Below are 23,998 nucleotides of genomic sequence, written 5' to 3'. Positions count from 1 at the left end.
TAGCAGAATCAGAGAAAGCCGCTCTTGGTACGATGGCGCTGCCGCTGTATCCGGAACTTGCCCTTGACGATCAGGAATATGTTATCTCAGTTGTCCGTGAATTTTTCGAAATGAAGGGATCAAGATGATGAGTATAGATACAACAGTTAAGCTCTCAGATTTAGCGAACAAATTGGCTAAAAAGTTTGATGAGAAAAGCGCTACGATAGGTGTAGTTGGTTTAGGATATGTTGGGCTGCCGCTGGCTGTAGAAAAAGCGAAGGCAGGGTTTGATGTTATTGGTTTTGATGTGCAAAAAAGTAAGGTTGATATGGTTAATCAAGGCATTAACTATATAGGGGATGTAGTGGATGATGATCTACGGACAATTGTTACAGGGAACAAACTAAAGGCAACGAGTGATTTTTCCTTTATTAATGAAGTGGATGCTGTGGCGATTTGCGTACCGACACCGCTGGATACGTATCAACAGCCGGATACAAGCTACGTAGAGAGTTCAACCCGTGAGATTTCCAGATATCTTCGGCCTGGAATATTGGTTGTGTTAGAAAGCACCACTTATCCTGGTACAACAGAGGAGCTTGTTAGACCAATTCTTGAGGAATCTGGTCTGGTGTGCGGCAAAGACTTTTTTCTTGCGTATTCACCGGAACGAGTCGATCCTGGGAATAAACACTTCAATACAAAAAATACGCCGAAGGTTGTTGGTGGTGTAACTGAGTCTTGTACAAAGGTCGCGGCTTCTATGTATCGTTCTGTTCTCGAAGGTGAAGTTCACGAGGTTTCTAGTCCAGCAATAGCTGAGATGGAAAAAATCTATGAGAATACATTCCGCCATATTAACATCGCGCTCGCAAATGAAATGGCAATTCTTTGCCAAAAGATGGGCATTGATGTTTGGGAGGTAATCGATGCGGCTAAAACCAAGCCTTATGGTTTTATGCCTTTTTATCCCGGCCCAGGACTAGGAGGTCATTGTATTCCAATTGATCCGTTCTACCTGACGTGGAAAGCGCGTGAATACAATTACCATACTCGCTTGATTGAGTTAGCAGGAGAAATAAATAATTCCATGCCTGATTTTGTTATAGATAGGTCTATGGATATTCTTAATAAAGAAAAGAAACCAATTAATGGTTCGAATATAGTTGTTCTAGGTGTTAGCTATAAAAAAGATATTGACGATGTTAGAGAATCACCGGTTTTGTTAATTCTTCAAAACTTAGAGTCAGCAGGTGCAAAATTCATTGTTGTAGATCCATACGTCCAGAGCTTTAAATTAGGTGACCATATTATCGAAACAGTTGATTTAGATATTCAAACCCTTGAAGAGGCGGATTTGGTTATTATCACGACGAATCATAGCTCTTTTGATTATGAGCTTATCGCTAAGTACTCTAAAGTAATTTTTGATACGAGGAATGCTTTGGAAAATAAGCAGGTTAAAGGAAAATACTACAAATTATAAGAGAAATCGACCGAATCGGGGAATGAAAAATGAAGATAGCAACTATAGTAGGGGCAAGACCGCAATTTATAAAGGCTGCTGCTGTGTCTCGCGCTATTAAAAAGTATAACGGAGAAAGAGCACATTCTAAATCACTTGAAGAGATTATTATACATACCGGACAACACTATGATCACAATATGAGTGAGATTTTCTTTGAAGAATTAGGTATTCCAAAACCTAATTATAATCTTCATGTGGGCTCCGGTACGCATGGCCAACAAACAGCAGATATGCTAAAGGGCATAGAAGAAATTCTTGAGAAGGAAAAGCCAAATTGGGTGCTGGTATATGGTGATACAAATTCTACATTAGCAGGTGCATTAGCCGCAAGTAAAATACATATACCTATAGCACACGTAGAAGCAGGATTAAGAAGTTATAATCGGAAAATGCCAGAAGAGATTAATCGAGTTCTTACTGATCATATGTCACATTTGCTTCTATGTCCTACGGATACAGCTATTTTAAATTTACAAAAAGAGGGCCTTTGTAATGGAGTAAACGTCGGGGATGTTATGTATGATTGTATGAAATATTATAGCTCGTTTAGTAGATTAGATCTTGTATCCTTATTTGATGTACGTCCTAAAGAATTTGTGTTAGCTACAGTACATAGAGCAGAAAATACAAATTCTCCTCGCGTACTTAAAGATATATTTAATTCATTTAGTCAGATTGCTAATGAAATTCCTGTATTACTAGCTCTCCACCCACGTACTAGGAAATTGATAAAGGAAAATAATTTAAACGTTCCTGATTCCATAAAATTAATTGATCCAGTTCCTTACCTACAAATGATTGAATTGGAGAGCAACGCAAAATTGATATTAACAGACAGTGGAGGGGTACAAAAAGAAGCTTTTTTTGTAGGAACTCCTTGCATTACATTAAGAGAAGAAACAGAGTGGGTTGAAACCATAGAGGTAGGAGCCAATATCTTATGTGGTACTGATATCGAAAGAATTTTAGGTGCATATAAACGGATCGCAGATAAGAGCTTTGATATCAACTCCTTTAACTCATATGGTGATGGCCATGCGGCAGAAAAGATTGTTAATTTGTTAGTTGGTGATTAATTGATGAAAATACTAGAACCTTTTAAACTTTTGTATAAATATAGAGTCTTACTATGGCAAACGACAAAAAACGATATCAGGACACGTTTTGCAGGTTCATTATTAGGTATGCTATGGCTGTTTTTTTATCCGTTATTATTACTTGGTGCTTATGCTATGGTATATCTATTTATTTTTAAAGTTAAATTTCATTTGTTTGATTCTAATGAATATGTAGCTTTAATTTTTTGTGGTTTAATTCCTTTTATAGGATTCTCAGAAGCGCTTAGCAACGGGGTCTCATCTGTTGTTTCAAATTCAAGTTTAATAAAAAATACGCTCTTTCCTATTGAATTGATTCCTGTAAAGGCAGTATTAGTTTCTCAAAGTACTCAGTTTACAGGAATGATTATGCTGTTATTAGTTCTAGGTTTTTTGGATAAATGGACGATTTGGCTACCATTTTTTATATTAATATGGTTGTTACAAATATTATTCTCAATTGGCTTAATATGGATTTTATCGAGTGTTAATGTATTTGCAAGAGATTTGCAGAGTATTGTTTCAGTATTAATACTAGTTTTAATGTTAATCAGCCCTATAGCCTATACAGAGGACATGATTCCAACAAGTCTCCAACCATTCTTGGCATTAAATCCTATGTATTATCTGATAGTTTCTTACCAAGATGTTTTGATGTTAGGCCGCTTTCCTGATGCAGGTATATTCGTAACACTTTCTCTTGTTTCTTTACTTACATTCCTTTTAGGATATGTTTTTTTTATAAAAATGAAACGGGTGTTTGTAGACAATGTCTAATATTGCAATAGAAATAATAAAGCTAGGAAAAATGTATAAATTATATAATAATCCAATGGACAAGATTCTGGATGCGTTTGGTTTAAATTTCTGGAAGAAAAACTATTATCAGGAATTTTGGGCGTTAAGAAACCTCGACTTAACTATTAAAAAAGGGGAACGTGTTGGAATTATAGGCAGAAATGGAGCTGGAAAAAGTACTCTTTTAAAGACGATTATTGGAAATATTTCTCCTACAGAGGGGTATATGCAAGTTAATGGAAACATACAAGCTTTAATGGAGCTTGGTACTGGATTTCATCCTGAATTTACTGGTAGACAAAATATAAAGGCAGCATTATCTTATCAAGGCCTTTCATCTAAAGACATAGTGATGAAAGAAGATGAAATTATAGACTTTGCTGAGTTAGAAGATTTTATAGATCAACCAATTAAGACATATTCCGCTGGTATGTATGCGCGTTTAGCTTTTTCCACAGCTACCTCTATAGAGCCGGAAATACTTATTATTGATGAAGTCCTTGGTGCTGGAGATGCTTATTTTGCAGGGAAAAGTGTAGAGAGAATGAGGAAGCTTACAGAAGAGTCAGGCGCTACAGTTCTGTTTGTTAGTCATGATTTAAGCAGTGTCTTGCAGCTATGCGAACGAATTATTTGGGTAGACAGAGGAAAAATACGTGCAGATGGTGACCCGCTAGAAATTATTAAAGAGTATTCGGCAATGATCCGTAAAGAGGAAGAGATTCGTTTACGCGCTAGGGATCTAAAAATATCAAAAAAACATGCTACGGCCCTAGAGAGACATGAAGATATATACCAGGTTCTTTTGTTTCACTTTGTTCCACAGAATGACGAAAAATTAAGCGGTAAAAATAGGGTATACTCTCTAAGCTTACTATGCGATGGAGAAGAAATAGGAAGGATAGATGTTGGAGAGCCAATGGATAATTCTTTGGATCAGCCCCATCATTTAATTGATAGTAAAGGATTTATGGACTGGGGACCGGCATATAGGGAAAAAAATGAAATGTATCGTGAATATAAAAACTTAAAAAGTCAATATAAACACGCACCTTTTGAGTTTTCAATTCCCAAGACTTTATTAAATAATAAAAGAAAGTTCCATCTTAATATTGATGTAAAAGTTGAAAAGGATCCCATTGCTATTGAGATATATAAGGATGGAACTTATAAGAGATTAGGTCATTTGCCTGTTAGTGAGAGATTCCTCCACAAAATTGATATACCAATCAGTATTTTATTAGATGCTGAGAAAGAGGAAACTTCATCAGAACATAAACGAGTTATTGATCAAGAAGAAAAACCTTCTAATATTGACTTATCGTCTAATTTTGAAGGACTTGAAGTTAATGGTCTGAAAGTAAGTGAATATGGTAGCAAAGAGGCTCAAATACTGGCTGTTCGTATGTTAAATCATGAGGGTATTGAAACAAAAATTTTTGAAATAGAGCAACCAATGAAGGTTCATATAGAATATAGCTCAAATATAGAGCTTGAGCATGCAGCTTTTGTTTTTTGCATTTATTTACCTGATGGAAGATGTGCCAGTCAATGGATTGCAGATGAAAATATATATAAAGAAGGAAAAATCCCTAATAAGGGAACGTTTGTTTTCTCGGTCGAGCAACTATTATTGGGTAAAGGATCTTATGTTGCTAGCGTAGCTATTTTTAAAAAGTCTTCTAATAATGGTGCCGAGCCCGAAAGCTATCATGTGTTAGATCGGAGTATTCATTTTCAAGTAGTACAAAACATAACTGAAAATGTAGAAAAAGGGTTGTGTATACAGCCTTTTAAGGCAGGGATCGTAAATGATAAATGATCATATTTACTATGAACAAGAAAATATCTGGGGAAATTCCCCAGAAAAATACCAAGTTCAGGTTCTTTTTGACATTATTGATATTTTACCTAAGGATGTAAGCAGCATTCTAGATGTAGGGTGTGGGGATGGCCATATTACAAATTTGTTGCCCAAAGAACTTCACGTAGTCGGTGCTGATATAAGCGAGGAAGCATTAAAATATGTTACCAGAGAAAAGGTTGTTGCATCAATTGATGATCTTCCTTTTCCTGATAATTTCTTTGATCTTGTTATGATAAATGATGTATTAGAGCATCTTCCTATAGAATTACATAATAAGGGCCTTATTGAGCTTCAAAGGGTAGCCAAAAATTATATTCTTATTACCGTACCTCACAATGAACAGATAGAAGCAAACGAAGCAAAATGCGGTGAATGTAACTTTGTTTATCATATTCATTGGCATCAAAGATTCTATAATGAAGAAAAAATAAGCAGATTAATCGAAAATGAAAACTGGAAGCTAAGTGAGGTAAGATATAGCGGAGATGTAACTCTACCATTATTTGATCCTACTATTTCACTTAAGAGAAAGCTAAATATTTTCAATGAGTGGGAAGGGGCTGTATGTCCTAATTGTGGGTCAACACAAAAAGTCTTAAAAGACAGTGAAGCTGACGACATGCTCTTAAGAACTCTCGACGCTGTTAGACATAATTATTGGTTCTCTGACGATAGTCACTTTATTTATAATAATCGAAGTGAAATTATGGCCCTATACAAGGTAAAAGAGAAGATCTCTATCCAAGAGGATAATGAAAAGATTATCCCTGAGGTCGGGAGGAATCTATGTAAGGTTGATTTCACAAATAAGCTACAGTGTGTTGATCCGGATTTTACTATAAGCTCAGAATGGGCAAGGTTTATTCTTCCTGCAAACGTTAGTTTTACTTCAGAGGGGATTTATAATACTAATCCTAAAGGCGGGGGCGCAGAAGTCTCTATGCGTTTCCCTGTTATATCTCGCCCTGGAGATTATATAACAATTACTGTTACAGGTCGAGAAGAAGTAGACAAGTTCTCCTTATATGGAATTGATGGAATAACAGGAGAAGTGGAACTACTTTTTGAGACTACAGTTACCGAAAAAAATAAGAAAATTAAAATCCCTATAAATTGTGCTTGGAGTGCAGATAAATTTGGCTTGGCCATATCACTTTATTTATACGGAAATATTACAATACATGAATTTGTGTACCATAGTCTAGAGAAACACACGAATATTGTACCCTTTTTGAAGCTAGAAAAAGGGCAGAATGTGCTAAAAGTAAAACATAAGGACATATACCGCTCATGGGGTTTATGGGTTAAAGAGGGAGGTTTATACCCAAAACCAACTTGGTTATATGACTCTTTTAAAGAGTTTAGAAAAGATGGGATAAGCCTTATACAAATACTGCAAGCAAACCAACAGTCACAAAAATTTCTGAAAAGAAAAGTATCATTCTTAAATGCCATTCTAGAGGATATAGAAGGTAAGAGAAGTGAGGCTGTGAATACATTAGAAGGTAAAGAGGCCGAGAACATTATCGTTAAGGGATTATTAGAGGAGAAAGAACAACAACGTTCAAAAGCAGAGGATGCTTACTATGAAGCCTCTAAAAGTGCGGAGCGCTGGAAAAAGATATCTCAGCGAAGAGTTCAAAAAGTTTTAGTGCTTTCACATATGTTCCCTCACCCAGAGCAAAGGCTAAGTGGGCCTTTTGTACATGAACAAGTAAAGGCATTAAGAGAGTATGAAGAAATAGACGCCAGGGTCATTTCCTGTCGTCCTTATTGGTTAAATGGTATTAACCCTTTTAAAATATTAAAAGCTTTTAAGCATTATCCTATTGCAAACCGACAAGTAAAGTGGACAGATTATGAAGGTGTACCTGTACTGTATCCTTATTATCGGGTAGGTGTTCCTTTAATCCCATTTCACTTCCATGCTTGGCTTTATAGTTCGGCTGTAATGTCTGTTATTGAGCGCGTATGGAAAGAATTCAAATTTGATGCCATACATGCGCATACTGGATACTTAGATGGAAATGCTGCATTGAAAGTTTCTGAGAAGTTCCAAGTTCCTTTTGTTATTACTGAACATACAGGTCCATTTACTTATCTTACGGGAAGGTCAATAATTAGGCAATTAACACTTAATGCTATTCAAAAAGCAGACCGGGTATGGTGTGTAAGTGATGCTTTAGCAAATGAGGTAAAGAGTTATTACTCTGATGAGGATACCATTAATAAGATAGACGTTCTTTATAACGGCGTTTCCACAAGTGACTTTTATTACCAAGCTACCGAGCAGAAACACAAAAAAGAAATACAGCTTGTGTATGTAGGATTTTTAGAGGAAGTAAAGGATCCTCTTGGTCTAATAGAGGCATTTTATAGAGCGAAAAAAGAGGTACCTAATATCTCACTAAAAATTGTAGGGGACGGTTCTTTATTTAAAGCAGTTGAAGAAAGAATAAAAGATTTAGGGTTACAAGATTCATGCAAAATGTTAGGTTTAAAACCTAGAAGTGAAGTTGCCCGAATTATGAGAGAAGAATGTGATATATTTGTTCTTCCAAGCAAAGTGGAAACATTTGGGGTAGTCTTGATTGAAGCTATGGCTTCCGGGAAACCTTCAGTTGCCACACGATGTGGTGGACCAGAAAGCATCATTAAGGAGGATTTTTTAGGAGAACTATGTGAAAAAGAAAATCCTGTGGCACTGTCAGAAGCTATATTGAAAGTTATCAAAAATATTGACCTTTATGAAAAGGAAAAAATCAGCGCATATGCGAGAGAAAACTTTAGTTATAGAGTTTTATCAAATAAGATATGTGAGAATTATCAGCATTTAAACGGGGAGAAGGAAAATGATTTTAAGTAAAAAAGTAAAGTTTTATTCGCTGATGTTTTTTATCTTTATCTTTATATTTACTATTTCTCCTCGTTGCACTTTAGGAATTCAAAATAACTCTAAATTTGACCGAGCGCAGGAGTTAGTGCTACCTCAGTTCTACAAGCAAAACTTCTATAGAATTATTTTTGGATCCAAGGATAATGGAGATGGCGTTAATCCTTATGTAGAGCCAAAAATGGGATGGAAAACTGAAGGGAAGTCGGTAGCTAATCCTACTAAAGTTGCGATGGATGGATTAATTTTAGCCTTAGATAATAATATAACTGCCGCAGAGAAACATGCTCAATGGCTTTTAGCTAATTCTAAGCAAGTGGATAGAGCATTATTCTTCCCCTTTAATTTTGATTTTGCGCCTTATTATCCTTACTCTCTAAAGGCACCTTGGAATTCAGCTTTAACTCAAGGGATTTCCCTAGAGTTATTTTCTTACCTTTATGAAAAGACAGGGAGTTTGAAGTATAGAAATGCTGCAGATAAAATTTTCCTTTCCTACAAAGTTCCCTTAGAGTATGGAGGATTTACACGTTTTGAAAAAGAAGGTCCATTTTTTGAGGAATACCCTACTAAGGTGCCTTCAAGGGTTTTAAATGGTGCCTTAGTTAGTATGTTAGCTTTGCATGATTACTCAATAATTACTAATAATCCAGAAGCCGAGATTTTATTCCAAAACTCAGTAAGAAGATTTGAACCGCTTTTAAAGGATTATGATACAAAAATTTCTCCACTTAACTATCCTGCTTCTTCGTATAGTTTAGCACCAGTTCGAACAGAAATAATAGGTCGATTTATTGGTGAAGGAGTTGCTTCAGTTTATGGGATTAAGCTTATTGGAAAAAATGGGGATAATGAAAAAACTATATCTGAAGTAGCGGTTGGGACAAAAGAAGATGATAATATAAATCATAATTTTTATATTTGGCCTGATACTATAAATATGAACTGGGGAAGCAGAATTAATTCAGTTTCTGATCACTATCGTATAATAAATGGAGTAAAGGGCCAACTTAATCACTCCCCATTTAAATTTGTTTGGTTAGCAGAAACAAAAAAATTTAAAGAAACCTACATAGAAGTAACCTATAAAATGAAAGAGCAAGGGAAATTAGACATTCATCTATACGATGAAAATGAATACTGGTTATTGGGTTCTTTAAATTATTCACCTTCAATAAAGAAAGTGCGATTTAAAATCAAAGAAGAGTTTATTAGTAGTTTTTTAAGCAAAAAGAAATCAGAATCCGCAGTTGACGAGAAATATTTAGATGATAATCAGATTTTGGTTGAACTTATAGGAAAAGTAACAAATTCCAGTGAATTTTTAACCTATGCTGAACGTTGGAAAAACTCCAAAAAGTTAGTTCCGGCTAAATGGCTTAATGAACTTCCTCCAAACATATTCAAAAACGAGATTCGTAATCCAATAGTTTCCATATCTCCACAATCAGAAGGTTCAAAACACGTAGAATATCCTTCAGTAATTAAAATTGATGGGATATATTATTTGTATTATTGTGCTTATGGGGAAGATATGCGATGGAGAATTCATTTAGCTACTAGCAGCGATGGAATAAAGTGGGTTAAGCAAGGAAGAATATTTAACGAAGGAAACCTTCCTTTCCAGGGGAACTACTCTTTTCCATTTGTTATGGAGAATAAGCAAACCAAAAATCCTTCTAAAAGATATTTAATGTATTTTTCTGCTGGTAAATATTTTGCAAAGCCATATGATAGGCTATATCTTGCCTATTCTCCAGACGGAATTAAGTGGAAAGTGGAGAAACAAGTGCTAGAAGATATGATATTAGATCCTTTTATAATTCAAGAGCAGGGATTGTTAGAGATGTACTATTCTACAATAGTAGAAAATCAGATTATAATTAAACGCCGTACTTCTAAAGATGGGGAAGAGTGGACAGACTCCTCTTCACTTGTTGTTAAGAATATACTACAAGGAGATGGTTACTATACCATAGGTGGAGTAAAAATTAAAGAAAGTAACATTCTTTTTATAGAAGGTAATAATAAAAATCAACACTATATAGATATGTACAAAATATCAGGGGAGGAAATTATTCCTTATAAAAATAATCCTATATATATTGATCGAGATTGGACCAAGGAATGGAATGCGATTCATTATGGATTAAACATTGTTCAAGATAATAACAAATATTTAATTTTTTATAATGGGATTTCACAATTAGGGGTTGAAGGCGGACAAATTGGAAAAGCCGAATTAAATTCTCAATTAATTGAACAATATCTAGAAGATTACTAAATCATGTAAAAGAGCATATTTTATAATTATACATCTGACTTAACTGTAATATTCTTTTTAGGAGAATGATGAACGAAAATAGAAGAATAGAAGTTGGATAGGCTTTGTACACTGACAAATCGGATGTATAAACACTTTCAATATCATTTTCTTTCTTATCTTATCTATTCTCCTTTATTCCCTTTTTTCAAAACATTGTAACTGTATTATAGGAAATCGGATAACTCGATTTTTATAACTTTTTCATTTCTAGTTCAACTTGAGGATGTGTCTGTTAAGTGAAGTACATTAAAGAAGGCAATTTTCTTAGAGGTATGGCGATAATTGGAGTTTTACTTATTCACACAACTACTTATTTTTCGATGATACATGAGCTTAATTTAATTTTAATTGTGAACGTAACTATGAATGTGCTGGTTCATTTTGCTGTACCTTTATTCGTTTTTATATCTGGAATGGTGCTAGCAAATAGATATTATAAGGAATATTCCTTAAAATCATTTTATTGGAAAAGGTTTAAAAGTATTATTCCTGCCTACTTTATATTCTCTATATTGTATATTTGGTTCAACAATCAAGACCTAATTTTTGACTTTAAGCAGTTACTTAAAATGATTTTTTGGGCTAATGCTTCATATCATCTTTGGTATTTTGCTCTTATTGTACAACTATATATTATTTACCCCTTTGTTATTAAACTTTATATATTTGCTGAGAAGAGAAATGAAGTTACAGCTTTTGTATTAACCGCCTTTTTTATCCAATTAATCTTGAATTTAATATATATTTTATTAGTCTTAAATGTCCCATCTGTCATTCAAATGGCTAATTATATACAGGTGTTTTCATACTTATTTTATTTTTCAACAGGTATATATATAGCATGTAATTTTGACAACTTTAAGAAAATAATAACTAGTATAAATGGCAGTCGACTTTCTATTATCTTCGTTAGTTTCACAATAATAATGGCCGCATTGTTCTTATATGGTCTTTCTAAAAATCCGTTTTTCGAAAGTGTGCCTTATCTATTCTTGGTAATTCCTCGAATGTTAGAACCATTTTATTATATTATAACGTTTATCTTTATTTTTAAAATTAAAAGCTCTATCCATACAACTCTTATTAAGGTAATTGAATCGCTAGGAGCTTATTCCTTTGGCATATACTTAATCCATCCTCTAATAATTTCAATTACGGTTCAGAAGTTGCAATTGATAAACGTCTACAGTAATCAGTGGATTTTTTATCCTATAGTTCTTTTTATGGCACTTGTCGGGAGTTACCTTTTTGTTTATATAATCAGTTTTTTTCCATATAGTCACTATTACATAGGGATTAATAAAAGGAATGTAATAAGTAGAAGAAATTAGTTCGACAGAGGTGTTTTAATGAAAATTGTAATGATCACTCCAGATAGCCAGATGATTGACCGCCGTATTTTATTAGAAGCAAAAACTTTAATACAAGCTGGTCACTCTGTTACACTTCTAGCGGGGTTTGAGTGTATAGAAGAAGAACATTATATCTTAGATGGTATACAAATCTATAGATATAAGTATGATTGGGATGATGAGAGACTCAAGAAAATTAGGGCTATTCTTCCTAATAATGATAAGTTGAAAATGTTTGTTAATAAATTGTTTATGAAGTTAGCTAGAACTTTTTTTGAGATTACTCCGTTTGATCAATTTATGATTTCAAAATTGTTAAGTTTCGAAGCTGATGTATATCATGTTCATGACCTTCCATGTCTCAAGGCGGGGATACAAGCAGCCCGTAAAAAAGGTGCAAAACTAGTTTATGATGCACATGAGCTATATTACGCACAGGAAGTTCTGCCAATCTCACTACAAAAAAAATACTTTAGAGATGAGAAAAAATATATAAATAACCCAGATGTTGTAATAACTGTTAATCAATTTATAGCAGGTTTAATGGCTGAAAGATATAAAGTTAATATGCCTAGGGTAATTATGAACTGCACTGAATTACCAAAGGGATTTAGTAGTAAAATCACAAGTCGCTTAAAAGAAAAAGGTAGTATACCTGATGATTGGAAAGTTGTTCTATATCAGGGCTGGATTTCTCCTGAACGGAATATAGAAACCTTAGTAAAAGGTGTAAAATACTTTCCTGAGAAGGTTTGTCTAGCTTTAATAGGGTATGGTGATTATGAAGCTTCATTAAGGCAAACAGCCAGAGATCTAGGAGTCGAGAAAAAAGTGTTCTTCTTAGGTAAAGTACCAAGTGAAGAAATGTTGTATTATTCAGTAGGAGCTGATATTGGTGTAATTCCATATCAACCGATAGACGATAATCACTTATATTGTTCTCCTAATAAATTATTTGAATATATACTTGCACATGTTCCTGTCATCGCAGAAGACTTGCCTTTTTTCCGATTTATTCAGGAGAAATATGGTTGTATTTTTACGGCCAATATGGCTTCTCCTGAAGCATTTGGTAAGGCAATTCAAGAGTTTTTCTCATCTCAAGAAAAACTAATTAATATTAGGAAAAATAGTGAGAAAGCAGCCAAAGAGTTAAACTGGGATGTAGAAGGACAGAAATTACTTAGGATTTATAACGAACTTTAGATAAGTAATCTATTACAGAGAGGTACATTCATATGTGTGGAATTGCAGGAATTATAGCTAATAGTCATCTATCTATAAAAGACAATGGAAGAAGAATGCTAGATGTGCTAAACCATAGAGGCCCTGATGGAAGCGGAGAGTGGTTTGCTTCAAAGGAAAATATTTGGATAGGTCATCGTCGCCTAGCTATTATTGACCCAGAGGGCGGAAAACAGCCTTTATCTAATGAAGATGGTACCATCTGGATAACATTTAACGGATGTATATATAATTATTTAGAGTTAGCCCAAAGTTTGAGGGGTAAAGGGCATCGCTTTCGTACCTATACAGATACAGAAGTAATTATACATGCATACGAAGAGTTCGGTGTAGATTGTGTTAAATATTTTATAGGAATGTTCTCATTCGCTATTTGGGATGACAGAAAAAAAATAATGTTTTGTGCTAGAGATCGGATGGGGATAAAACCCTTTTATTACTGGAAAGAGTCTAACACATTTATCTTTGCATCAGAGATAAAGGCTATATTAGCCACTGATTTTATAAAGAAGCAACCAAACTACAAAGCGATCCAAGAATATTTAGTATTTCAAACAGTTCCAGGTGAGCATACTTTATTTAAGGGTATCAATAAATTGCTTCCTGGTCATTATTTAATTATAAATGAGGAAGGAAGAATCTTAGACAATCTTAAATATTGGGATGTTAATTTTGATATTGATACTGATCATACAGAGGAGTATTTTTTAGATAGGTTGAGGACTTTATTAGAAGATGCAGTGAAAATTCGTTTGCGTTCCGATGTGGCTTTGGGAGCCCATTTATCAGGAGGTTTGGATTCTAGTACAATTGTTAGTCTTGCTTCAGCCTTTAATATTACAGGTGATAAGCTTAAAACATTTACGGGAGCTTTTGACGAGGGAGAAAGATTTGATGAAACCCAGTATGCTAGGATGGTAGCGGAAAAATCGGGTGCTCAGTATCTTGAAACATATCCTACGGGGGCTGACTTTGTAGATGTTCTTCCTAAAATTATCTATCATATGGATGAGCCTTCTGCTGGACCTGGTGTATTCCCTCAATTTATGGTATCCCAGTTAGCTTCTGAACATGTAAAAGTAGTATTAGGAGGACAAGGAGGGGATGAGATATTTGGTGGGTATACCCGATACCTTGTTGGTTATCTAGAGGAGTGTCTTAAGGGGGCTATTGAAGAAACTGATGAACGTAACAATTATGCAGCCACTTTACGTTCAATTATACCTAGTTTGCCTATGTTAAAACAATATACGCCTATGTTGAAGTACTTTTGGAGCGAAGGGCTTTTCGATTCACAGGATCAGAGATATTTTAGACTAATGAATCGTTCAGGTGATGTAAAACATATTTATAATTCTGATATTATTAACAATAATGAACATGTCTTTCATTCATTTCAGGACTTATTCCATGGATCTAATGCTGAATCCTTTTTGAATCGGATGCTTTACTTTGATATGAAGGTTCATTTACCTGCTTTACTCCATGTGGAAGACAGAACAAGCATGGCATGGGGGGTGGAATCGCGTGTTCCTTTGTTAGATCATCGTATTGCTGAGTTGTTATCGAGCATTCCACCAGTTATTAAATTCAAAGGTGGTCAACCCAAGTATCTTTTTAGAAAGGTAATTAAGAATCTTATACCTGAACAAGTATTCAATCGTAAGGATAAGATGGGCTTTCCTGTGCCTTTGCATTTATGGTTTAGAAATTCTTTAGGTGAATTTGCTAAAGAGGTGTTATTAGATAAGGGAGCAAGGGAACGAGGCATATTTGATCCTATAGCCTTGGAAGCAGCCATAAAAGAAGAAAAGGATTTTGGGCGAGTTATTTGGGGTGCGCTTTGTCTGGAGCTTTGGTTTAAAACATTTATAGATGATTAAGTGACTGAGGAAAATATATCCTAAGGAGTTTTACATATGTGCGGTTTTGTTGGTGCTTTGAATATGAATAAGGTGCCAGTGTGTGAAAGACAGATAGTCAAAATGCGTGATATGCTCTATCATCGTGGTCCAGATGACGAGGGACTCTATATAGATAGAAATATGGGGCTAGGTTTTCGACGTTTAAGCATTATTGATTTAGAAGCAGGCCATCAACCAATGACAACTGCTGATGGCCGCTATACGATTGTTTTTAATGGAGAAATTTATAATTATGTAGAACTTCGTGAACAACTAACAAGCCAAGGTGTTAAATTTAAAACAGAATCAGATACAGAGGTTCTACTATATTTATTTGTAACAAAAGGACCGACCTGTCTCTCGTTACTGAATGGAATGTTCGCTTTTGCGGTATGGGATAAAGAAAAAAGGGAGTTGTTTCTTGCTAGAGATAGACTCGGGATCAAGCCCTTATATTACTATGCTGATGAGCAGAAATTTGTGTTTGGTTCAGAGGTTAAAGCGATGATTGCAGATCGAACAATTAAACGGGAGCCTAATTATCAAGCTATCCTTGATTATTTGTCTTTTATGTATATTCCTGATCAGAAAACATTTTTTAAAGATATTTATAAGTTAATGCCTGGTCATTATGCAATTATAGGAGAGACAAAAAAACTTCAAATTTATCAATATTGGGATATTTCTTTTGAATATGCAGAGAAATCAGAAACAGAGTTTATCGAAGAGCTTCGCTCTATGGTTAAAGATGCAGTACGCGTTCATTTGCGTAGTGATGTTCCTCTTGGTTGTCATTTGAGCGGTGGTGTGGACTCAAGCGCTGTTACGTGTTTATCTTCTAAATATGTAACCAAACCGATTAAAACATTCTCTGGTAAATTTGCTGAGGATGAGTTTTATGATGAAACAAAATATGCAAAGCTTGTCTCTCGCCATGCTAATACGAAGTACTTAGAAACCGTTCCATCGGAAAGCTTTTTTAAGGAAACTTTACATAAGCTTGTATGGCATATGGATGAACCGTGCGTAGGGCCAGGAATCATACCACAATATTCTGTCTGCCAGTTGGCTGCTTCGAACGTAAAAGTAGCGTTAGGGGGACAAGGTGGAGATGAAATATTCGGGGGATATCCACGTTATTTTTTTACATATGAAAAAGTAGGTTCTTCTCTAAATGAAGAAAATGAAGCAGTCATTTCGCAATCCTTATTAGACAAGCTCGCTAGAAGGTTTACGTTTATAAAAGGATATATAAATCAGCACGGCATAAAAACTACACTTGAAAAAATAGGAAAGAGCTTATTTGAAGATAAAAGTCAAACTACCGGTTTTGAAGAAATTTGGAAGAAATATAGTTCATCCTTATTAGAGGCTTCATCGATCTTAAGTTCTGAAATAAATGAAGAATTGTATGGCTATGACCCGAGCGAATCTTTTTTTCAATATGTTCGGAAGGACGCGGCGGATAATGTCTTTGACAAAATGTTGTATCACGATATAAAAGCCTACCTGCCAGGACTACTGCAGGTTGAGGATAGAACAAGTATGGCTGTATCACTTGAGTCTCGGGTACCTATGCTTGATTACCGGATAGTGGAACTGGCAGCTACAATTCCGCCTCATCTTAAAGTAAAGGGACTGGAACCAAAATATATTTTCAAAAAGGCGATGGAAGGACTAGTACCTTCTGAAATACTAAACCGTAAGGATAAAAAGGGATTTCCTACTCCTATTAATGTATGGTTTGAGAAAGATAAGAGTTTCATCGAACAAATATTACTTGATCAGCACGCAAAAAAACGAGGAGTTTTCAACCCCGAGGCAATTCGGTCTTTGTTGAACTCTCCGGCAAAACAAAGTTGGGCGCTTTGGAGTGTATTGAATGTCGAACTTTGGTTTAAAATTTTTATTGATGAGAATCCTGATTACGTGGATAGCGAAGGAAAGGTTCGTGAAAAGGCAGGAATATTATGAAGAAAAGAATCTGCATGGTCGTACTGAATGCAGTCTCTTCTGATCCTCGCGTAACAAAAGAGGCGGAAACCTTAGCGCCTAATTATGATGTTTTTGTTCTCGGTATAAAGGACTCTGTAGCTTTACAAGATGATGAGAAGATAAATGGATATAGGGTATGTCGTGTTACTAATATCAAGAGGGAAATTGATAGTTCTAAACTTAACATTATGACCTTGATAAAGCTTAGTTTAAACAAAATTTTAGGTTTATATAAGCTTGCGCGCTTAGCTTTACGTACTAAGGCAGATATTTATCATGCCCATGATCTTGAAATGCTACCCGTTGCTTACATAGCCTCCAAAGTAAACGGCGGTTTATTTGTTTACGATTCTCATGAACTTTGGGTAGAACAGCGAGCTGATTTTCCAAGGTTATTTAAAAAGAATATAAAATTACTTGAAAGATTTTTTATTAAGCGGGCCAAACGAGTAATTACAGTTAATGAATCAATTGCACAAGAATTAGAAAAAAGATATGCCTTATCTAGAAAGCCAATTGTAGTCCATAACTTTACGAAAAGCAAAGCGCTTATAAATTCTTCATTATCTATTGATTCAAAAACCAGAGAGAAAATAATAGTTCTGTATCATGGAGGATATCTAAAAGATAGGGGACTTGAAGAAGTAGTAAAGGCAGTGAAATATTTATCTGATAACATACTTATTCGCTTTAGAGGGTTTGGTCCTCTTGAAGAATATTTACAAGAATTAGCTAAGCCATATATAGAGGAAGGAAAAATTGAATTTTGCCCACCTGTTTCTATGAAGGAATTAGTACAAGAGGCAAGCGAGTGCGATATCGGTATTATTCCTTATAAGCCTACATGTTTAAACAATTACTATAGTTTGCCTAATAAACTATCGGAATATATGATGGCTGGGCTGGCTGTAACAGCAAGTGATGTACCGGAAATTCGAAAGTTAAATGAGAAAGTAGGATTTGGAACATTATTTGATCCGTATGACCCTAAGAGCATTGCGAGAGCTATTATTAGCTTAACGCAAGACCAAAAGGCTTTAAAGGAAAGAAGGGCAAGAGCAATAGAGTGGGCGATGACTGAAGGAAATTGGGAAAAAGAAAGTGTTAAAATATTACAATTATATGAAGATTTACTAGGGGAAAATAATGAAAGAGAAAGTATGGATCATTAATCAATACAGCACGACACCTGAATATCCAGCCAGCTCTAGGCATTATGAGCTGGCAAAGTATTTATCTGAGCGTTTTACAGTGGAACTTTGGGGTAGCAATTTTATACACCATAATAAGAAATATCGCTTTTCCCCATGGACGCTTGTCAAAAAGGAGCAAGTGAAGCCGACTTTTGTAATAAACTGGGTAGGTGCACTTCCATATAAGGATAATGGTATCTCTCGTATGCTGAATATGTTGGTATTTGCTTTAACCTTACTTATTGTGGGAATATGCAAAAGAGACAAGCCCTCCGTAATTATCGGATCGTCACCTACACTTTTTATTGCGTTTTCGTCAATGCTATTGGCTAAGTACAGAAAAGCAAGTTTTTTTTTAGAAGTCAGAGATTTATGGCCCGATTCCCTTATAGAGATTAGTGGAAAAGGTCGTAATAATATCATGGTGAAAATCTTGTTATGGATGGAACGAACTTTATACTGTAACGCAGAAAAAATTATTACTCTTACGGAGGGGATGACACCACGATTAAAAGCAAAAGGGGTCTGTGAGGAAAAGCTTTTCTTTTTACCTAACGGAATTGACTTGCATGATACCTCTTTTTCAAGTGATAAGGAAGAGAGAAAAAAAGTAAGAATAGAGCTGGGTGCAAGCGATAAAGATATTATATTTATGTATGCTGGTGCTCATGGTCCTGCAAATGATTTAAAACAAATTATTTACACAGCTCAGCAACTTCGAAAGGAAAAGAATATAAAATTTGTTTTGGTTGGTGAGGGTGTAGATAAATCTTCTTTAATAGAACTTGTAAATGAATTGAATCTTTCCAATGTTTTGTTTAAATCAGCTGTTCCTAAGTCTCAAATCAATATGTATTTGTCTAGTGCAGATGCATTTATTATTTGCCTTAAGGATATTCCTCTTTTTACCGATGCCCTTCCTAACAAGCTTTTTGACTACTTAATTCAAAATAAGTATATCGTAACTACAGTAAAAGGAGAAATAAAATCATTGCTGGAGAAACATAAGCTCGGTGTATATGGTAATATAAAAGAAAAAGGAGAAAATTACCTACCTGATTTATGTAGGTGTATAGCCTCAGCGATAATAGAAAGAAAAATTAATATGGATGGTCGGGGGAGACAGATAGTTGAGGAATACTATAGTAGAGAAAAACAGGCGATCCAGTTAGCTAATTTAATTAGTCGTGTAAAGGGAGAGAAAAATGAACAATCATATTAATGAAAATACACAAATAGAAGAAAGTGTGGTTCTTGGTTACAACTGCATAATAGAAAAGGGTGTGGTGATAGGTTCAAACGTCAGAATTGGACATAATGTAATCATATATGAGGGAAGTGTTATCAGTGCCAACTGCCAAATTCACGACAATGTTGTAATTGGAAAGCTCCCGATGCGAGCTAAGAGATCTGCCTTAAAACAACAAAAGGAACTTGAACCTACTATAGTAGGTGAGGGGTGTACTATTGGAACAAATACTGTGATTTATAGAGGAGCATATATAGAAAGTGAAGTTTTCGTTGCTGATTTGGCTACGGTTAGGGAGAAGGTAACAGTTGGTACCCAAACAATTATTGGTCGTGGTGTAGCTGTGGAAAATGGGTGTACAATTGGGGAACGCTGTAAGATTGAAACGAATGCTTATATAACGGCCTTCTCTACAATTGGTAATGACGTATTTATTGCCCCAGGGGTTGTAACTAGTAATGATAATTATATGGGAAGAACAGAAAGACGATTTAGTGAATTTGAGGGCTGTACAATTGAAAATGGGGGAAGGGTAGGAGCTAATGCAACGCTTTTACCTGGAATTACCGTGGAAAAAGAAGGAGTAATCGGAGCCGGAAGCGTAGTCACAAGAAAAGTTGAATCGGAATGGATTGTTGTAGGAACACCGGCAAAGAAACTTCGAAAAGTAGATACTGAGCAGCTTTTGAATTCATAATTGTCTCCTCATGTACTATTCTCGTCGTTAGCTTCAGGAATTGTTGATAGAGAGGATAGAAGTGAAGATTTATGACCAGAAATTCAAGAGTAAAAGTTTATAAAAGTTTTTTTGCCCTCCTAGACTTATTTCTAGTCAATGCAGCCTTTATATTGGCTTTTCGGATTAAATTTGGAACACAAGTTCCGGATTATAACTGGAATTCATATACGAGTGTTTTACCATGGCTTTCAATTGTAACACTTATAATTTTTTATATGTTTGATCTTTACTCTAACTGGAGAAGAAAGAGCTTATACAATCTTATCTATCTAATTGTTCTAGCTGTTGCAACGCTTGGTCTCTCCACTATGGCTCTTACTTTTTGGTATCGAGGGTTTTCCTTCCCGAGAAGTGTTATTGTTCTCTCCATGCTCCTTCAAGTTATATTTCTGATTATGACTCGTATGTCGATTTGGTGGCTTGCCAAGCGACGTTATGGTTTACGAAAGGTACTAATCATAGATAGTGACTTAGAAAGAGGCGTCGTTTTTGCCCATAAATTTCTTAGTCATGCTGCAGGGTGGTTTGTTGTTCACAGGTTTCTTTCTGTGAAACAGTGGAGAGCGCATACCAGTATGATTGAAGAGGTTGATGTTGTTCTCTTAAGTCCTTCACTAGTCAAGGATGAAAAAGCTGAAATTTTAAGCCATTGCGCTCGCTGCCGCAAAGAAGTGTTGATTGTTCCAGAACTTTTCGAGCTGTTTATTTTAGATGCAGAACCCCAACAAATTGATGATATGCTTGTACTATCTATTCAACCTCCAGGTCTTACTCCAGCGCAGCTCTTTATGAAACGTACTTTTGATGTTGTGGTTTCAGGCCTTTTACTTTGTATTCTCAGTCCAATTATGCTTTGTTTGTATATTGTTGTCCCGTTAAATTCAAAAGGGAAGGCTATTTTTAAGCAGGAGAGAATGGGTAAAAATGGTCACAGGTACATGATCTATAAATTTCGAAGCATGGTAGAGGGGGCCGAAAAGCTTACAGGTCCTATTTTTGCAACAGATAAAGATCCGCGGATTACTTCTTTTGGGAGATTCATCAGGGCCACACGTCTAGATGAACTTCCACAGCTATTTAATGTGTTAAAAGGTGATATGAGCTTGGTAGGTCCGCGACCCGAACGTCAATTTTTTATTGAGCAATTTGAACGGTCGATTCGGGATTATTCGTATCGTATGTCTGTAAAACCAGGAGTTACAGGCTTAGCTCAAATAATGGCTAAATATAGTACAAATACAGAGGATAAGTTACGATTTGATCTAATGTATGTTCGGAATTATTCTTTTGCCTTAGACATCAAGATTTTACTACAGACTATTCGGGTATTATTTCAAAGTGAACAAGCACGTGGGATAAGTAAAGAGTACCAAGATGAACAAGAAGTAATCTTAAAGCAATTTGGATATTCAGAAGTTGCCTCAAGTCAGGCAGATCAAAAGTATTGGAAAAAGTAAAATATCAGGAATAACTCCTGGTATTTTACTTTTTTGTGCAGGAGAAAAAAGAGATATGTCGAATAGACAGTTGTCTGAAAAGTAATTGGCAGGAGGATTAAAAATGAAAGAAAAAACAGCAGGGAAAATGCGTAATATTGTTTTTTACGTGCTTCTTTCCACATTATTTGCTGGAGTTATAACATCGATTATATTAGGGGAGAAGCAAGATAAGAGATTTGCTCAGGATAGTCAACTATTTAACCAAGCAAACAATGAGTTAAAACAAGGTAATTTCTCCAAATCCGAATCAGTATACAATCAACTGATTACAAAACATTCAAACAGTTATATATTGCTTTGGCGATATGCTTTATCATTATCAGGTCAAGGGAAATATAAGGAAGCCAATCAGTACTTTTTAAAGGCAAGGGAAATTCGACCATTTCTTTTGAGAAATCCTCAATTTCTGGCTCAGTATGGTGAAAGTCTTTATAGGTCAGGTGATTATAAGAAAGCAGAAAGATATCTGATAGAAAGTCAAAAAATTAGTATACAAGCAGGTTCTCCTTCTTCCCCAGTGATAGAGGCAATATTGCTCGATACTCAAAAGAAATTAAAGTAGTGTTAGTTTGGAGGCTGAATGTAAAATGAGCGAAAGAAAGAAGAGCATTGATGAGATTTTATTGCTTGAAGCACAAAAAAGCATAGATAGTAAAATGGCGGCTCTGTTACTGATGGTTATTGCTTTTATTCCATTATTAGTAAGAGTTGCATTTATTGAATTCTCTAGCCCAGTGATCACAGGAACCTCGTTGGACAGTGGTTTAAAAACGGATATATTTACATACTATAAGTTTGTTTCCATGTTTATCTTTATTTTTATTTTACTGTTTTTTTTATTATATAAAATGTTAGGGAAAGGCTATGAATTACAAGATAGTTATATAAATAAACCCATCTTTATTTTCTTACTGATTATCTTAGGCTCTACTCTCTTTGCCCAATACAAAACAATAGCTCTGTTCGGGCAATATAATAGGCATGACGGTGCATTAACCTATATAGGCTATATTGCTTTGTTCTTTATAGCCGCTAACACACGATTCGCAAAAGAGAAAGTGGAATGGATTTTCTACGCCCTATATCCACTAACGCTGTTAAATGCTATCTTTGGACTTCTTCACTTTTATGGATATGAGTTGGTTAAAAACTCCTTTGTTAAGATGATTGTATTCCCATCCAGCATTGCAGAGAGTTCTATTACTGCAGGGTCTTATATTAGTAGTACTCTTAATAATCCGAACTATGTAAGTGGGATTTCGAGTGTACTTGTAGCCTTGTTTTTGACGAAAGCCGCTCTAGATAAAGGTAAAAAATCGAAGGTCGTGAATCTGTTTTTTGCTAGTATTTCTTTTGCTATGTTGTTAACTGCCTTATCAACAAGTGGATTTCTTACATTTGTAGTTGTTCTTCCTATTATTTTTGCTGCTTGTGCTTTTGCTAATAATCGCAAGCAAGCAATAGGAACGTTAATCGGTGCTGTTATGATCTTTACAGGGATTTTAACAATTCTTAATGGACACAATCCACGTATATATGACGAAAGTATAGGCTTTTTTTTAAAACAATCGGCTGTTGAAGAGCCGGTTCCTTATCCAGCTATAAAAAAAGTGTTCACGATTCCGGCAGCTTTTGCTGAAGAGTCGGTTAAGGAATTTAATGAATTTGATTTACCTACAATAGGTACCGGAGCGGGAACTGGGCGAGTATATGAATGGATAAAAACGATTGAACTCATTAAGCAAAAGCCAATACTTGGTTACGGGCTTGATACACTGGCTTATTATTTTCCTCAGGATGATCCTGAGAAAGCGGCAAATTTGAATGATTCTAATGTAGTTGTAGATAAACCACATAATATGTATCTTGGAATTGCCTATGGTGCTGGGGTTATTTCCTTAGCAGCATTTCTTATGCTTATTGTCCGCCATCTATGGGAACACATCAAATGGTTTAAAAGTATAGGTAATAAAGGGAGATATTCTCTAGTTTTAAGTTTGTTATTGGCATGGTGTGCGTATCTCGTTCAAGCACTTTTTAATGACTCTATTATTGGTACAGCTATTATCTTTTGGATTTTATTCGGTATTAGTGTCTCGATAATAAGAGAGGATCTGCAAGAGAGTAATCAATAAAAAATTTTTTTTGAAAAAGAAGCAACTTTTTAACTGACTTATCGTCTAATTAATTGTAAATCAAATGCACTGAAAGACGATTAAAGAAAAAAATAAAAAACAGTGCAACTTTTTACAGGGATTTACGTCTAATGTTATGGAGTACAATGTCGTAGGTTTTTTGACACCCAAGCTATTTACTTTTATTACAGGCCAT

General features: G+C 35.1%; 16 protein-coding genes. All 16 read left to right on the top strand.

Features of this window, described 5'->3' with window-relative positions:
• The first annotated feature begins 127 nt into the window (after window positions 1–127).
• The 16 genes from AB3351_RS18860 to AB3351_RS18785 all read left to right on the top strand — a co-directional run bounded on the left by AB3351_RS18860 (window position 128) and on the right by AB3351_RS18785 (window position 23,802).
• Window positions 128–1,468, top strand: coding sequence for a nucleotide sugar dehydrogenase (locus tag AB3351_RS18860; RefSeq protein WP_371148708.1), 1,341 nt, complete (start codon window positions 128–130; stop codon window positions 1,466–1,468).
• 29 nt (window positions 1,469–1,497) lie between these two features.
• Entirely contained in the window at window positions 1,498–2,586 is a 1,089-nt protein-coding gene (gene wecB / locus AB3351_RS18855) for a non-hydrolyzing UDP-N-acetylglucosamine 2-epimerase (RefSeq protein WP_371148702.1), read from the top strand.
• 3 nt (window positions 2,587–2,589) lie between these two features.
• Entirely contained in the window at window positions 2,590–3,384 is a 795-nt protein-coding gene (locus AB3351_RS18850; protein WP_371148701.1) for an ABC transporter permease, read from the top strand.
• Complete coding sequence (locus AB3351_RS18845) at window positions 3,377–5,227, top strand: ABC transporter ATP-binding protein (RefSeq protein WP_371148700.1); 1,851 nt, start codon at window positions 3,377–3,379, stop codon at window positions 5,225–5,227. The genes AB3351_RS18850 and AB3351_RS18845 overlap by 8 nt, the downstream gene beginning before the upstream one ends.
• Window positions 5,217–8,138: a glycosyltransferase gene (locus tag AB3351_RS18840; RefSeq protein WP_371148699.1), complete on the top strand. Its 2,922-nt coding sequence runs from the start codon at window positions 5,217–5,219 to the stop codon at window positions 8,136–8,138. Before AB3351_RS18845 ends, AB3351_RS18840 begins: the two co-directional genes overlap by 11 nt.
• Entirely contained in the window at window positions 8,125–10,449 is a 2,325-nt protein-coding gene (locus tag AB3351_RS18835) for a D-glucuronyl C5-epimerase family protein (protein ID WP_371148698.1), read from the top strand. Before AB3351_RS18840 ends, AB3351_RS18835 begins: the two co-directional genes overlap by 14 nt.
• Before the next feature lie 278 nt (window positions 10,450–10,727).
• Complete coding sequence (locus AB3351_RS18830; RefSeq protein ID WP_371148697.1) at window positions 10,728–11,822, top strand: acyltransferase; 1,095 nt, start codon at window positions 10,728–10,730, stop codon at window positions 11,820–11,822.
• Window positions 11,823–11,840: 18 nt separating this feature from the next.
• Window positions 11,841–13,049, top strand: a complete 1,209-nt coding sequence (locus tag AB3351_RS18825; protein ID WP_371148696.1) for a glycosyltransferase — start codon at window positions 11,841–11,843, stop codon at window positions 13,047–13,049.
• Between the two features lie 32 nt (window positions 13,050–13,081).
• Window positions 13,082–14,971 (top strand): asparagine synthase (glutamine-hydrolyzing), encoded by a 1,890-nt coding sequence (asnB, locus tag AB3351_RS18820; RefSeq protein WP_371148695.1) that lies wholly within the window; start codon window positions 13,082–13,084, stop codon window positions 14,969–14,971.
• Window positions 14,972–15,007: 36 nt separating this feature from the next.
• Entirely contained in the window at window positions 15,008–16,966 is a 1,959-nt protein-coding gene (asnB, locus tag AB3351_RS18815; protein WP_371148694.1) for an asparagine synthase (glutamine-hydrolyzing), read from the top strand.
• The gene (locus AB3351_RS18810; protein WP_371148693.1) at window positions 16,963–18,159 is read left to right on the top strand and encodes a glycosyltransferase family 4 protein; all 1,197 of its coding nucleotides are present in this window, start codon (window positions 16,963–16,965) and stop codon (window positions 18,157–18,159) included. Before asnB (AB3351_RS18815) ends, AB3351_RS18810 begins: the two co-directional genes overlap by 4 nt.
• Entirely contained in the window at window positions 18,134–19,402 is a 1,269-nt protein-coding gene (locus AB3351_RS18805; RefSeq protein WP_371148692.1) for a glycosyltransferase family 4 protein, read from the top strand. The genes AB3351_RS18810 and AB3351_RS18805 overlap by 26 nt, the downstream gene beginning before the upstream one ends.
• Entirely contained in the window at window positions 19,386–20,126 is a 741-nt protein-coding gene (locus tag AB3351_RS18800) for an N-acetyltransferase (RefSeq protein WP_371148691.1), read from the top strand. Before AB3351_RS18805 ends, AB3351_RS18800 begins: the two co-directional genes overlap by 17 nt.
• A gap of 71 nt (window positions 20,127–20,197) precedes the next feature.
• Window positions 20,198–21,625 (top strand): sugar transferase, encoded by a 1,428-nt coding sequence (locus AB3351_RS18795; RefSeq protein ID WP_371148690.1) that lies wholly within the window; start codon window positions 20,198–20,200, stop codon window positions 21,623–21,625.
• A gap of 103 nt (window positions 21,626–21,728) precedes the next feature.
• Window positions 21,729–22,229 carry a tetratricopeptide repeat protein gene (locus AB3351_RS18790; RefSeq protein ID WP_371148689.1) on the top strand — a complete coding sequence of 167 codons (501 nt, stop codon included), beginning with the start codon at window positions 21,729–21,731 and terminating at the stop codon, window positions 22,227–22,229.
• Window positions 22,230–22,254: 25 nt separating this feature from the next.
• Window positions 22,255–23,802: an O-antigen ligase family protein gene (locus AB3351_RS18785; RefSeq protein ID WP_371148688.1), complete on the top strand. Its 1,548-nt coding sequence runs from the start codon at window positions 22,255–22,257 to the stop codon at window positions 23,800–23,802.
• Window positions 23,803–23,998: the final 196 nt, after the last annotated feature.

Source organism: Aneurinibacillus sp. REN35 (assembly GCF_041379945.2).
Lineage (GTDB): Bacteria > Bacillota > Bacilli > Aneurinibacillales > Aneurinibacillaceae > Aneurinibacillus.
Note: the sequence above shows the minus strand (reverse complement) of the source record. Positions and strands in the feature narration are given on the sequence as shown.

Coding starts and splice junctions, on each gene's coding strand:
- AB3351_RS18860 (WP_371148708.1), top strand. CDS start 128: ATGAGTATAGATACAACAGTTAAGCTCTCAGATTTAGCGAACAAATTG.
- wecB (WP_371148702.1), top strand. CDS start 1,498: ATGAAGATAGCAACTATAGTAGGGGCAAGACCGCAATTTATAAAGGCT.
- AB3351_RS18850 (WP_371148701.1), top strand. CDS start 2,590: ATGAAAATACTAGAACCTTTTAAACTTTTGTATAAATATAGAGTCTTA.
- AB3351_RS18845 (WP_371148700.1), top strand. CDS start 3,377: ATGTCTAATATTGCAATAGAAATAATAAAGCTAGGAAAAATGTATAAA.
- AB3351_RS18840 (WP_371148699.1), top strand. CDS start 5,217: ATGATAAATGATCATATTTACTATGAACAAGAAAATATCTGGGGAAAT.
- AB3351_RS18835 (WP_371148698.1), top strand. CDS start 8,125: ATGATTTTAAGTAAAAAAGTAAAGTTTTATTCGCTGATGTTTTTTATC.
- AB3351_RS18825 (WP_371148696.1), top strand. CDS start 11,841: ATGAAAATTGTAATGATCACTCCAGATAGCCAGATGATTGACCGCCGT.
- asnB (WP_371148695.1), top strand. CDS start 13,082: ATGTGTGGAATTGCAGGAATTATAGCTAATAGTCATCTATCTATAAAA.
- asnB (WP_371148694.1), top strand. CDS start 15,008: ATGTGCGGTTTTGTTGGTGCTTTGAATATGAATAAGGTGCCAGTGTGT.
- AB3351_RS18810 (WP_371148693.1), top strand. CDS start 16,963: ATGAAGAAAAGAATCTGCATGGTCGTACTGAATGCAGTCTCTTCTGAT.
- AB3351_RS18805 (WP_371148692.1), top strand. CDS start 18,134: ATGAAAGAGAAAGTATGGATCATTAATCAATACAGCACGACACCTGAA.
- AB3351_RS18800 (WP_371148691.1), top strand. CDS start 19,386: ATGAACAATCATATTAATGAAAATACACAAATAGAAGAAAGTGTGGTT.
- AB3351_RS18795 (WP_371148690.1), top strand. CDS start 20,198: ATGACCAGAAATTCAAGAGTAAAAGTTTATAAAAGTTTTTTTGCCCTC.
- AB3351_RS18790 (WP_371148689.1), top strand. CDS start 21,729: ATGAAAGAAAAAACAGCAGGGAAAATGCGTAATATTGTTTTTTACGTG.
- AB3351_RS18785 (WP_371148688.1), top strand. CDS start 22,255: ATGAGCGAAAGAAAGAAGAGCATTGATGAGATTTTATTGCTTGAAGCA.